This is a genomic window from Pseudomonas sp. Q1, assembly GCF_009935975.1.
Taxonomy (GTDB): domain Bacteria; phylum Pseudomonadota; class Gammaproteobacteria; order Pseudomonadales; family Pseudomonadaceae; genus Aquipseudomonas; species Aquipseudomonas palleroniana.
In genome coordinates this window covers 280953-293922 of record NZ_QODI01000005.1, presented here as the reverse complement: position 1 = coordinate 293922, position 12970 = coordinate 280953, and the positions used below count along the sequence as shown (strand labels likewise).

The 12970-nt window shown below is 62.0% G+C and carries 12 protein-coding genes; 9 read left to right on the top strand and 3 right to left on the bottom strand.

All coding sequences use genetic code 11. The annotated features are described in order from the left end of the window. Positions 1-2: 2 nt before the first annotated feature. The 3 genes from spoT to DK870_RS10390 are packed head-to-tail and all read left to right on the top strand — an operon-like array spanning position 3 to position 3328. Entirely contained in the window at positions 3-2108 is a 2106-nt protein-coding gene (gene spoT / locus DK870_RS10400) for a bifunctional GTP diphosphokinase/guanosine-3',5'-bis pyrophosphate 3'-pyrophosphohydrolase (protein ID WP_060753672.1), read from the top strand. 39 nt (positions 2109-2147) lie between these two features. Next, entirely contained in the window at positions 2148-2528 is a 381-nt protein-coding gene (locus DK870_RS10395; protein ID WP_060753673.1) for a RidA family protein, read from the top strand. A 56-nt stretch (positions 2529-2584) separates the two neighbouring features. Beyond that, the gene (locus DK870_RS10390; RefSeq protein WP_060753674.1) at positions 2585-3328 is read left to right on the top strand and encodes a hypothetical protein; all 744 of its coding nucleotides are present in this window, start codon (positions 2585-2587) and stop codon (positions 3326-3328) included. A gap of 161 nt (positions 3329-3489) precedes the next feature. On the opposite strand, the gene DK870_RS10385 is transcribed toward DK870_RS10390, so the two are convergent. Further along, positions 3490-4347 (bottom strand): SDR family oxidoreductase, encoded by an 858-nt coding sequence (locus DK870_RS10385; RefSeq protein ID WP_161548603.1) that lies wholly within the window; start codon positions 4345-4347, stop codon positions 3490-3492. A gap of 188 nt (positions 4348-4535) precedes the next feature. Between DK870_RS10385 and exbB the strand changes: the two genes are divergently transcribed. The 6 genes from exbB (at position 4536) to DK870_RS10355 (ending at position 11307) form a co-directional block, all read left to right on the top strand. Continuing rightward, complete coding sequence (gene exbB, locus DK870_RS10380) at positions 4536-5516, top strand: tonB-system energizer ExbB (RefSeq protein WP_060756680.1); 981 nt, start codon at positions 4536-4538, stop codon at positions 5514-5516. Between the two features lie 6 nt (positions 5517-5522). Beyond that, positions 5523-5948, top strand: coding sequence for a TonB system transport protein ExbD (gene exbD / locus DK870_RS10375; RefSeq protein ID WP_003195519.1), 426 nt, complete (start codon positions 5523-5525; stop codon positions 5946-5948). Continuing rightward, complete coding sequence (locus DK870_RS10370) at positions 5945-6694, top strand: energy transducer TonB (protein WP_060756678.1); 750 nt, start codon at positions 5945-5947, stop codon at positions 6692-6694. The genes exbD and DK870_RS10370 overlap by 4 nt, the downstream gene beginning before the upstream one ends. A gap of 131 nt (positions 6695-6825) precedes the next feature. Continuing rightward, positions 6826-7746, top strand: a complete 921-nt coding sequence (locus DK870_RS10365; RefSeq protein ID WP_090367959.1) for a hydrogen peroxide-inducible genes activator — start codon at positions 6826-6828, stop codon at positions 7744-7746. A gap of 8 nt (positions 7747-7754) precedes the next feature. Then, positions 7755-9830 (top strand): ATP-dependent DNA helicase RecG, encoded by a 2076-nt coding sequence (gene recG, locus DK870_RS10360; protein WP_161548602.1) that lies wholly within the window; start codon positions 7755-7757, stop codon positions 9828-9830. A 76-nt stretch (positions 9831-9906) separates the two neighbouring features. Next, complete coding sequence (locus DK870_RS10355) at positions 9907-11307, top strand: aminoacyl-tRNA deacylase and HDOD domain-containing protein (protein WP_161548601.1); 1401 nt, start codon at positions 9907-9909, stop codon at positions 11305-11307. Between the two features lie 153 nt (positions 11308-11460). Here the strand turns inward: DK870_RS10355 and DK870_RS10350 are convergent, their stop codons facing one another. Together DK870_RS10350 and tagQ are read right to left on the bottom strand one after the other, a co-directional pair. Then, positions 11461-11838, bottom strand: coding sequence for a helicase (locus tag DK870_RS10350; protein WP_104995025.1), 378 nt, complete (start codon positions 11836-11838; stop codon positions 11461-11463). Between the two features lie 124 nt (positions 11839-11962). After that, positions 11963-12886 (bottom strand): type VI secretion system-associated lipoprotein TagQ, encoded by a 924-nt coding sequence (gene tagQ, locus DK870_RS10345; protein ID WP_161548600.1) that lies wholly within the window; start codon positions 12884-12886, stop codon positions 11963-11965. Between the last annotated feature and the right edge of the window lie 84 nt (positions 12887-12970).

Sequence of the window (12970 nt, the reverse complement as noted above, 5' to 3'; positions counted from 1 at the left end):
CTTTGCCGAGCATAGACGCCCTCGCCGATCGCTTATCGGCCTACCTCGGCCCAGACCAGGTCAACCTGGTCCGCCGAGCGTATTTCTACGCCGAACAAGCCCACGACGGCCAACGCCGCCGCAGTGGCGAGGCGTATGTCACCCATCCTCTTGCGGTGGCAAATATTCTTGCCGACATGCACATGGACCATCAAAGCCTGATGGCCGCGATGCTGCATGACGTGATCGAAGACACCGGCATCGCCAAGGAAGCGCTGAGCGCGCAATTTGGCGAAACCGTGGCCGAACTGGTCGACGGGGTCAGCAAACTGACCCAGATGAACTTCGAGACCAAGGCCGAAGCCCAGGCGGAAAACTTCCAGAAGATGGCCATGGCCATGGCCCGCGATATCCGGGTGATCCTGGTCAAGCTGGCCGACCGGCTGCACAACATGCGCACACTGGAAGTGCTGTCCGGCGAAAAGCGTCGGCGCATTGCCAAGGAAACCCTGGAAATCTATGCGCCCATCGCCAACCGGCTGGGCATGCATGCCATTCGTATCGAATTCGAAGACCTCGGCTTCAAAGCGATGCATCCGATGCGCTCGGCGCGCATCTACCAGGCCGTCAAGCGCGCCCGTGGCAATCGCAAGGAAATCGTCAACAAGATCGAAGAGTCCCTGAGCCATTGCCTGGCGATCGACGAGATCGAAGGCGAAGTCAGCGGCCGGCAGAAACACATCTACGGCATCTATAAAAAGATGCGCGGCAAGCGTCGGGCCTTCAACGAGATCATGGACGTTTATGCGTTCCGGATCATCGTCGACAAGGTCGACACCTGCTACCGCGTGCTGGGCGCCGTACATAATTTGTACAAGCCGCTGCCGGGTCGCTTCAAGGACTACATCGCCATTCCCAAGGCCAACGGCTATCAATCGCTGCATACCACGTTGTTCGGTATGCACGGGGTGCCGATCGAGATCCAGATCCGCACTCGGGAAATGGAAGAAATGGCCAACAATGGCATCGCTGCCCACTGGCTCTACAAGTCCAGCGGCGACGAGCAACCCAAAGGCACCCATGCCCGCGCCCGCCAATGGGTAAAAGGCGTGCTGGAAATGCAGCAACGTGCCGGTAACTCCCTGGAATTCATCGAAAGCGTGAAGATCGACCTGTTCCCGGACGAGGTCTACGTCTTCACGCCCAAAGGCCGCATCATGGAGTTGCCCAAAGGCTCCACGGCGGTCGACTTTGCCTACGCCGTGCATACCGACGTGGGTAACAGCTGCATTGCCTGCCGGATCAACCGTCGCCTCGCGCCGCTGTCCGAGCCCCTGCAAAGCGGTTCCACGGTCGAGATCGTCAGCGCCCCGGGCGCACGCCCGAACCCGGCGTGGCTCAATTTCGTCGTCACCGGCAAGGCACGCACGCACATCCGCCACGCCCTGAAACTGCAACGCCGTTCCGAGTCCATCAGCCTGGGCGAACGCCTGCTGAACAAGGTGCTCAACGGTTTCGACAGCGCCCTCGACAAGATCCCGCACGAGCGTGTGCAGGCGATACTCAACGAGTACCACCAGCAAAACATCGAAGACCTGCTGGAAGATATCGGCCTGGGAAACCGCATGGCCTACGTGGTCGCCCGTCGCTTGTTGGGCGAAGGCGAGCAGTTGCCAAGCCCCGAAGGCCCGCTGGCGATTCGCGGTACCGAGGGCCTGGTGCTCAGCTACGCCAAGTGCTGCACGCCGATCCCGGGCGACCCGATTGTCGGCCATCTGTCCGCCGGCAAAGGCATGGTGGTGCACCTGGACAACTGCCGAAACATCAGCGAAATCCGCCACAACCCGGAAAAATGCATCCAGCTCTCGTGGGCCAAGGATGTCACCGGCGAATTCAACGTCGAGTTGCGAGTGGAGTTGGAACACCAGCGCGGCTTGATCGCCCTGTTGGCCAGCAGCGTCAACGCAGCCGATGGCAATATCGAAAAAATCAGCATGGATGAACGCGACGGCCGCATCAGCGTGGTCCAGTTGGTGGTCAGCGTCCACGACCGCGTGCACCTGGCCCGCGTGATCAAGAAACTGCGCGCCCTGACCGGGGTGATCCGCATCACCCGCATGCGTGCTTAGCGCATCAAATAAGTCATCTTCTCTTACAAGGAGTCACAAATGACCAAGACTGTTATCAACAGCGACAAGGCCCCGGCCGCCATCGGTACTTATTCCCAGGCGATCAAGGCAGGCAATACCGTCTACATGTCCGGCCAGATCCCGCTGGACCCAAAGACCATGGAACTGGTTGAAGGCTTCGAAGCACAGACCGTACAGGTCTTCGAAAACCTCAAGTCCGTCGCCGAAGCTGCTGGTGGTTCGTTCAAGGACATCGTCAAACTGAACATCTTCCTGACTGACCTGAGCCACTTCGCCAAGGTCAACGAGATCATGGGCAAGTACTTCGAACAACCCTACCCAGCCCGCGCCGCGATTGGCGTGGCCGCTCTGCCAAAGGGCGCGCAGGTTGAGATGGACGCGATTCTGGTCATCGAGTAAAAACACCCGGCGCAGCCTCCACAGGCCGCGCCGACTTTGTTTTAAAAGGATTTCGTATGCGCAAAGCGCTTGTAGCCTCTTCGTTGCTCGCCCTGCTGCTGGGCGGCTGCGCCAGCAACCCTGCAGACCTGGATGTGAGTGGCACCTGGATCAACCAGGCCGCCATCGACGCAGCAGCCAAGGGCGGCCCTTTGCGTGAAGCACTGCAGAGCAATGGGCCGAACCTCGAATGGGAGGTCAATACCAAAGCGCTGCAGGCGCGCTACTACAACGGTTTTGAAGTCGCCGAAGGCAAGTTGATCGGCGAGAAACCAGGTGCCTGGAGCGTCGACTTCTACGGCAGCGCAGCCACCGAACTCAAGCGCAAAGGCAAACAACTGCTGCAAGTGGCCAACGACAACGAGCCTGAACAGTTGTTCGCCCGCGCCAAAGACCCGGCCCCGGAAGGCGCACCGCTGGGTGCCAACTTCGAGCGGGCACTGTATGCAGCTTACATGGGCGGCGACTGGAAGATCACCGACGGCAACGGTGACGGCTCCACGGTGCAGTTCCAGGCCAACGGCAAGGTCGCCGGCCTGCCTGGGGTCGATCACTACTCGCTGTGCCTGGCCGGCGACTGCGCCTCCATGAGCGGCGGCTACGACAGCATCTGGCTGCAACTGAACGGCAAGGGTAACCCGTGGATCTTCGCCCGCAAGGGCAAGCAACTGGAAATATTCCAGGCGGTGAACACTGCTCAGGCGGACGAAGTACCTTCGTTTACGCCGGGGCCGCGTCAATGGCTACTGGAAAAGCAATGACGCACGCAGCTCTGTAGTGAGCGGGCTTGCCCCGCGCTGGGCGGCGCAGCCGCCCCAAACCTAGGCACCTCGGTTTTTCTGAAACACCACAGCGTCCCTGATGGGGCGGCTGCGCCACCCAGCGCGGGGCAAGCCCGCTCACTACAAATTAGCTGTTTTATTCAGCACTTACCCTCAAGAATCGCCGCATACCCTTCGCGGTAACTCGGATAGGCCGGGCGCCAACCCAGTGCTTTAGCTCGAGCATTACTGCATTGCTTGCTGCCGGCACGCCGCACACTGGCGTCTTCGGCCCATTCGGTCACCCCCAGATACTCGCGTAGCCAAGCCACCACTTCAGCCAGCGGCGCAGGCGCATCGTCGACACCGATATAGATCTTGTCCAGCGAACCACCCTGCTCCACATGGCGCAACAAAAACGCCAGCAGGCCTGCCGCATCATCCGCATGGATCCGGTTGCCATACAAAGGTGGCTCGATCGCCACGCGATAACCTTGGCGAACCTGGGTCAACAGCCACTCACGGCCCGGGCCGTAAATACCGGTCAAGCGCACGACGGTCGCGGGAATACCGCTGTTGAGGGCGACTTGCTCAGCCTCCAGCATCACTTGGCCGGAGTAACCTTTGGCCTGAGTGTCGGAGGTTTCATCGACCCACTCACCATTCTGCTGTCCATACACGCTGCTGCTGGACACAAACAGCAGGTGCTTCGGCGCCTGGCCGTAGTCCTGCAGCCACTCCAGCACATGCTGCAAGCCTTGCACATAAGCGGCGCGGTAGCCGGCTTCATCGTGGTCCGTTGCGGCAGCGCAATACACCAGGTAATCCACCCCGCCGATCGGCCAGGTGTCAGGGCAGTCCTTGTTGAACAGGTCACCGGCAATGCCGATTACGCCGTCGGGCAGACGCGAAATATCGCGACGCAAGCCGTGTACCTCCCATTCCGAGGCCAGCAATTGGCTAGCCAACCGACTACCCACATCACCGCAACCGGCAATCACAACAGAAGGCGCAGACATTTCAAAACTCCGTTCTTAAAGGCGCAGATTAGCCGCCGAAGATGACCAGCGGCCAGCAAAAGGACAAATAAAGTAACTGTATTACTTTAGTTAACAAGAATTACTTGCAATAATGTCCGCCCATTTGTCCTCGGCCCAAAGGGTCTGGAAGGGCGATCACCCATTTTCTTCTCTCAGGTCCGGCCAGCATGACACGTAATATCAACCCCGCTTCGCCAACCCTGCTTCACAGTCCCTCCCGCGCCTGGCGTGCGGTGGCTGCGATGCTGTTCAGCGTACTGCTGGCGCCGACCGCCGCATTCGCTGACGCCACTGCCCCAGCCACTCCGGCCACTGCCGAGCACAGCGCTGCAGCCCCGGCGGCTCCTGCCGCCGCACCGGTTGCCACTGACCCATCCCAGGCCGCCACTCCAGCGCCTGCCGCCGAACCCGGCGTTGTGCTGGAAGAAGACAACACCCTGGGCATGGCCCATGACCTGTCGCCGTGGGGCATGTACCAGAACGCTGACGTGGTGGTAAAAGCCGTGATGATCGGCCTGGCCATCGCCTCGATCATTACCTGGACCATCTGGATCGCCAAAGGCTTTGAACTGCTGGGCGCCAAGCGTCGTCTGCGCAGTGAAATCGCCCACCTGAAAAAGGCCACCACCCTCAAGGAAGCGAGCGACACCGCGACCAAGAAGGGCACCCTGGCCAACCTGCTGGTGCACGACGCACTGGAAGAAATGCGCCTGTCGGCCAACACGCGTGAAAAAGAAGGCATCAAGGAACGCGTCAGCTTCCGCCTGGAGCGCCTGGTGGCCGCCTGCGGTCGCAACATGAGCAGCGGCACCGGTGTACTCGCGACCATCGGCTCTACCGCGCCATTCGTCGGCCTGTTCGGCACCGTATGGGGCATCATGAACAGCTTCATCGGTATCGCCAAAACCCAGACCACCAACCTCGCCGTCGTTGCCCCCGGTATCGCAGAAGCCTTGCTGGCTACCGCCCTGGGCCTGGTTGCGGCGATTCCTGCGGTGGTGATCTACAACGTGTTCGCCCGTTCGATTGCCGGCTACAAGGCGCAGGTGTCGGATGCGTCGGCAGAAGTCCTGTTGCTGGTCAGCCGTGACCTCGATCACCTGCCTACCGAGCGCAGCTCGCAACCGCACATGGTGAAAGTGGGGTAATCGGCCATGGGCCTGCATTTGAATCAAGGCGACGACGAGCTCGTCGAGAACCACGAGATCAATGTCACGCCGTTTATCGACGTGATGCTGGTGCTGCTGATCATCTTCATGGTGGCGGCTCCACTGGCGACTGTAGACATCAAGGTCGACCTGCCCGCGTCCAGCGCCAAGCCCGCGCCGCGGCCGGAGAAACCGATCTTCCTCAGCGTCAAGGCGGACCAACGCCTGTTCCTGGGTGAAGAAGAAGTCAAGGCTGAAACCCTGGGCCCGGTGCTCGACGCCAAGACCCAAGGCAAGAAAGACACGACGATCTTCTTCCAGGCCGACAAGGGCGTGGACTACGGCGACCTGATGAGCGTGATGGATGCCCTGCGGGCAGCCGGCTACCTCAAGGTGGGCCTGGTCGGACTTGAGACGGCAGCCAAGAAATGATCACGACGCGCCACAAACTGACGCGTTATGGCACCAGCCTTGCCGTCGTGCTGGGCGTGCATGCCGTCGCGATCCTCATCGCGCTCCAATGGTCCGCGCCGCATCCGGTGCAGCTGCCGCCGGCGGCCATGGTCATCGACCTGGCGCCAATGCCGGCACCACCACCGCCGGCGCCGCCCAAGGTCATCACGCCGCCGCAACCGCCCGCCCCGGTGGAAGAGCTGCCCCTGCCGAAACTGGCCGAGGCGCCCAAGCCAACGATCCAGGTGCCCAAGCCGGTCAAACCCAAGCCCAAGCCTGCGCCGCCCAAACCGGTAGAGAAGAAGCCCGAGCCGCCCAAGGAGAAACCTTCCGAAGAGCCGCCGAGTGAAACACCACCGACCAACGCGCCTGCAGAAAAGTCGGCCCAGCCGGTGCCTGGCCCGTCCCCCCAACAGGTCGCCGCCAAAGCATCCTGGGAAGGTGCCCTGCTGGCGCATTTGCAGAAGTACAAGAAGTACCCGCCAAGCGCCCAGCGCAGCGGCAAGGAAGGCCTGAACCGCTTGCGCTTCGTGGTCGATGGAGAGGGCAATGTGCTGTCCTATGAGTTGGTAGGCCGCTCCGGCAACGCCGACCTGGACCGTGCGACCCTGGACATGATCCGTCGTGCCCAGCCACTGCCCAAGCCGCCGGCCGACATGTTGAAAGGTGGCAGCATCGAAATCGTTGCGCCCTTCGTCTACAACATCGAAAAGCGCCGCCGGTAACGCTGAGCGTGGTGAGGGGCAACTCTCACCACCTTCAGCAAAATCCCCACTCAATCCCCACCAAAGTTCTGATAACGTGCGTCTATCGATTGCAGCCGGTATGCTTGGGCTGTACCTCATGGACGCCCGCTATGACTCTTACAGAATTACGCTACATCGTGACCCTCGCCCAAGAGCAGCACTTCGGCCATGCGGCCGAGCGTTGCCATGTCAGCCAACCGACCCTGTCGGTGGGCGTGAAAAAGCTTGAAGACGAACTCGGTGTGCTGATCTTCGAGCGCAGCAAAAGCGCCGTGCGCCTCACCCCGGTGGGTGAAGGCATTGTGGCCCAGGCCCAGAAAGTCCTGGAGCAGGCGCAGAGCATTCGCGAGTTGGCCCAGGCCGGCAAGAACCAGCTGACCGCGCCTCTGAAGGTTGGCGCCATTTATACCGTTGGTCCCTACCTGTTCCCGCACCTGATTCCGCAACTGCACCGCGTTGCACCGCAGATGCCGTTGTACATCGAAGAAAACTTCACTCATGTGCTGCGCGACAAGCTGCGCAACGGTGAGCTGGACGCGATCATCATTGCCCTGCCGTTCACCGAAGCAGACGTGCTGACCCTGCCGCTCTATGACGAGCCGTTCTATGTGCTGATGCCGGCCTCGCATCCGTGGACGCAGAAAGACACGATCGACGCCGGCCTGCTCAACGACAAGAGCCTGTTGCTGCTCGGCGAAGGCCACTGCTTCCGCGACCAGGTGCTCGAAGCCTGCCCGACCCTGACCAAGGGCAACGACGGCGCCAAGCACACCACCGTGGAGTCCAGCTCCCTGGAGACGATTCGCCACATGGTCGCCTCCGGCCTGGGCATTTCGATCCTGCCGCTGTCGGCAGTGGACAGCCATCACTACGCCCCCGGCGTGATCGAAGTGCGCCCGCTCACGCCACCCGTGCCGTTCCGTACCGTGGCCATTGCCTGGCGCGCCAGTTTCCCGCGGCCCAAGGCCATTGAGATCCTCGCCGACTCGATCCGCCTGTGCTCGGTGGCCAAGCCGACGGCTGCGAGCTGACACGTCGTATGACTGAACTGTCGCAGGTGTCGGTGACGGCACTCAAGGGTGTCGGTGAAGCCATGGCCGAAAAACTGGCCAAGGTCGGCCTGGAAAACCTCCAGGACGTGCTGTTCCATCTGCCGCTGCGCTATCAGGACCGCACCCGCGTGGTGCCTATCGGCCAGTTGCGGCCTGGGCAGGATGCGGTGATCGAAGGCACCGTCAGCGGTGCCGACGTGGTCATGGGCAAGCGCCGCAGCCTGGTGATACGCCTGCAGGACGGCACCGGCGGGCTGAGCCTGCGCTTCTACCACTTCAGCAACGCACAGAAAGAGGGCCTCAAGCGGGGCACCCGCGTACGCTGCTACGGTGAGGCGCGCCCCGGCGCCTCGGGCCTGGAGATCTACCATCCGGAATACCGCGCCATCACTGGCGACGAGCCGCCGCCGGTAGATACCACGCTGACGCCCATCTACCCGCTCACCGAAGGCTTGACTCAACAACGCCTGCGCCAGCTGTGCATGCAGACCCTGACGATGCTCGGCCCGAAGAGCCTGCCCGACTGGCTGCCCCTGGAGCTTGCCCGCGATTACCAATTGGCGCCCCTGGACGATGCGATCCGCTACCTGCATCACCCACCCGCCGACGCCGATGTCGACGAACTGGCCCTGGGTCATCACTGGGCCCAGCACCGCCTGGCCTTCGAAGAACTGCTGACCCACCAACTGTCCCAGCAACGCCTGCGCGAGAGCATGCGTTCGCTGCGCGCGCCGGCGATGCCCAAGGCCACGCGTTTGCCCGCACTCTACTTGGCCAACCTCGGCTTTACCCCGACCGGAGCACAACAGCGCGTCGGCAATGAAATCGCCTACGACTTGAGCCAGCAGGAACCGATGCTGCGTCTGATCCAGGGCGACGTAGGCGCCGGCAAGACCGTGGTCGCCGCCCTCGCCGCCCTGCAAGCACTGGAGGCCGGTTACCAGGTCGCGCTGATGGCGCCTACAGAAATCCTTGCCGAACAGCATTTCATTACCTTCAAACGCTGGCTCGAACCCTTGGGCCTGGAAGTCGCGTGGCTGGCCGGCAAGCTCAAGGGCAAGAACCGTGCGGCGGCGCTGGAACAGATCGCCGCAGGTGCGCCGATGGTGGTCGGCACCCACGCATTGTTCCAGGACGAAGTGCAGTTCAAGAACCTGGCACTGGTGATCATCGACGAGCAACACCGCTTCGGCGTGCAGCAGCGCCTGGCCCTGCGCCAGAAAGGCGTGGGCGGGCGCATGAACCCGCACCAGTTGATCATGACCGCCACCCCGATCCCGCGCACCCTGGCCATGAGCGCCTATGCCGACCTCGACACCTCGATCCTCGACGAACTGCCTCCCGGCCGTACCCCCGTCAATACCGTCCTGGTCACCGACACCCGCCGCGTGGAAGTGATCGAGCGCGTACGCGGGGCCTGCGCCGAAGGTCGTCAGGCCTATTGGGTGTGCACGCTGATCGAAGAGTCCGAAGAACTGACCTGCCAGGCCGCCGAAACCACGTACGAAGACCTCAGCAGCGCCTTGGGCGAATTGAAGGTCGGGTTGATCCATGGCCGCATGAAGCCTGCGGAAAAAGCCGCGGTGATGGCCGAATTCAAGGCCGGCAACCTGCAACTGCTGGTGGCCACCACGGTAATCGAGGTGGGTGTGGACGTACCCAACGCCAGCCTGATGATCATCGAAAACCCCGAGCGCCTGGGCTTGGCGCAACTGCACCAGCTGCGCGGCCGTGTCGGCCGGGGCAGCGCGGCCAGCCATTGCGTGCTGCTGTATCACCCGCCGCTGTCGCAAATCGGTCGTCAGCGCCTGGGCATCATGCGTGAAACCAACGACGGTTTTGTCATCGCCGAGAAAGACCTCGAACTGCGCGGCCCCGGCGAAATGCTCGGCACCCGCCAGACCGGCCTGCTGCAATTCAAGGTCGCCGACCTGATGCGCGACGCCGACCTGTTGCCCGCCGTGCGTGACGCGGCACAAGCGCTACTGGAGCGCTGGCCGGAGCATGTCAGCCCATTGCTGAATCGTTGGCTACGACATGGACAGCAATACGGCCAAGTGTGACGCCTGCCTCACTTTCCGACCAACACCTGTATCAAGCTGGTTATACTTCTTGGACTGTACGAATTTGGATCAGGCCATGTCAGAAGTAGCCCTCGCCACAGCCCCACTGACCGCTCCGCCGGTCATTCGGGCTCTGCTCGCAAAGCTCGCCATCCCCTACACGGAAGTTGCCGAACAACCTGGCCTGAATCCCGTGCGAAAGGTCCAGGCGGTACTGCTGGAAGATGCCGTTGGCGCTCTCATGGTGCTGTTCCCCCAGAACCAGTTGCTTGACCTCAACCGCTTGGCCGAACTGACCGGGCGCCGCCTGACGGCCGTAGCGCCGGAGCGCATCGAACGCATGCTGGGCAAGCATGAATTGAGCCTGCTACCCGGGCTGCCCGCGCTCACCAGCTCGCCATGCCTGTACGAAGGCAGCTTGCTCAACGAACCGAGCCTGCTGGTGCATTCGGGCGAAGCCGGGCTGCTGCTGGAAATTGCCAGCGACATGTTCAAGACCATGCTCACCAAGGCCAGCGCCGGGCACTTCGGCGAGCCGTTGAGCAACATCCGCCCTAACCTCGATCGTCCCAATGATGACCGCGAGGAAATTACCCAGGCGATGCAGGCGTTTACCGCCCGTCGTATCCAGCAACGCCTGGAAGCGACCATCGAAATTCCGCCGCTGGCCGATACCGCGCAAAAAATCATCAAGTTGCGCGTCGACCCCAACGCCACCATCGATGACATTACCGGCGTGGTCGAAACCGACCCGGCCCTGGCTGCCCAAGTGGTGAGCTGGGCAGCGTCGCCGTACTACGCCTCGCCAGGCAAGATTCGCTCAGTGGAAGACGCCATCGTGCGTGTGCTGGGCTTTGACCTGGTGATCAACCTGGCACTTGGCCTGGCCCTGGGCAAGACCCTGAGCCTGCCCAAAGACCATCCGCACCAGGCCACCCCGTACTGGCACCAATCGATCTACACCGCCGCCGTGATCGAGGGCCTGACCCGCGCCATGCCGCGCGCCCAGCGCCCGGAAGCCGGCCTGACCTACCTGGCCGGCCTGCTGCACAACTTCGGTTACCTGCTGCTGGCTCACGTATTCCCGCCACATTTCTCGTTGATCTGCCGCCACCTGGAGGTCAACCCGCACCTGTGCCACAGCTATGTCGAACAGCACCTGCTGGGCATCAGCCGCGAGCAGATCGGCGCCTGGCTGATGCGCTACTGGGACATGCCGGACGAACTGTCCACCGCCCTGCGCTTCCAGCACGACCCGACCTACGATGGCCAATACGCCGAGTACCCGAACCTGGTGTGCCTGGCCGTACGTTTGCTGCGCAGCCGTGGCATCGGTTCCGGGCCGGATGAAGCGATCCCGGAGGCGCTGCTCGAGCGCCTCGGGTTAAGCCGTGACAAGGCAGAGGACGTGGTGGGTAAAGTGCTGGATGCCGAGGTGTTGTTGCGCGAGTTGGCGTCGCAGTTCAACCAGGGCTGACGCTCAGCTTGTGTAGTGAGCGGGCTTGCCCCGCGCTGGGTGGCAAAGCCGCCCCAACAGGAACGCCGCGGTGTTTCAGAGAGACCGAGGTGCCTGGGTTTAGGGCGGCTACGCCACCCAGCGCGGGGCAAGCCCGTTCACTACAAAGCGGTGTCAGGCTTTCTTTTTCTTCGGCTTCAAATACTTGGTCAAGCCCTGGAACCAGATTACCAGCGCCGGGTTTCCCTTGATCTGGATCGACTTGTCCTGAATCCCCGTCATGAACGCCAGTTGCTTGTTCTTCGCCTGCATCGTGGCGAAGCCGTAGGCAGCGTCTTTGAAGGCGATGGCAAATGCCGGTGACGGGTGTACACCCGAACGGCTGGTGATGCGCTGGTCTTTGACGATGAAGTGACGGGCAACCTTGCCGTCGAGGGTCTGCAACTGGAACGCCAGGTCTTTATCACCCAACTGTTGCTGGAAGGCAGGATTGGTGCGGCTGGCTTTGCCCATCATCAGGCCCAGCACCCACAGCAGAAGACGAAATTTCATGCACACGGCCTCGGTGTATTTGTTAAGTGGCCGCAGCAGTGTAACGATTTGCAGGCAGAACGCCACCGATCTCGCGCTTTAGCGGGAGATCGGCAGGCGTTTAACGCTTATAGCAACATCTTGCTTAAACGTTAGGGCAAGGCACAGGCGCCCAATCGGCCAGGTTCGGATCGCGGCAAGTGCCTTCGATCTGGGCCTTGCCGGCGCTGGCAACCTGCTTGCTTTCAGCTTGCTTGGCCTGCACGGTCTGGATGCTCTTCTCGGTAGTGACCGCTTCTTTAGGCACGGTTGGCAGCACCGGCTTTTTCGCAGGTTTTACGGCTTTCTTACCCTTGGTCGGCGCTACCACAGGCGTGGTGTCGGCGGTGGCCACGGTGACCACGTCGGTGCGTTGCACGCCAACCTGTTGCAGGTCTTTCTCATAAGCCTGGGTGTAGTTGTTCAGGTCTTCACTGGCCTTGCCGTTGACCGCGACGATCAGGTCGTTGGACTCCTTCAGGCCCGCGACGATTTCCGCCAGGCGCTTGCGGCCTTCGGTGTCGTTGACGGTCTTGGCCTTGCGGTCGTTCACCAGCTGGGTGAACGCGCTCTGATAGCACTGCTGGGACGCTTTGGCGTAAGCGGTGCTGCGGTCGATGTCGGACGCGCTTTTATTGAAGTCGGTGGAGTAGGACGCGATGCGCTGCTTGTCATCGGCGATCTGCTTTTGACGCTCGGTGTAGTAACCCGCCGCGCCGCCAGCCAGTGCCCCGCCCGCAGCACCAATGGCCGCGTTACGACCGCGCTTGTCGGCGTCGCCGGTCAGGGCACCCAGCAATGCACCACCGGCCGCGCCGAGGGCCGCACCGGTCACCACCGACTTGGTCATGTTCGAATCGGTGGCGCGCAGGTGCTGCACCGGCTCGTAGCAGTTCGGGTAGTACTCGACCTTGGTGCTCGACGCGACCTTGGAGGCCGGTGACGTGGCGCAACCAGTCAATACGGTACTGAAACCGGCTGCGATCAGCAGCAGGTGACGCTTGGAAACCGCCTTACGGGAAAAAAGCATAGGTGTGATCTCTGTTAAGTTTGACTTGCCCAGCACGGCCCACCGCCGCCTGAGTCCCTTCCAAGCTCGCCGCACAACCAACGG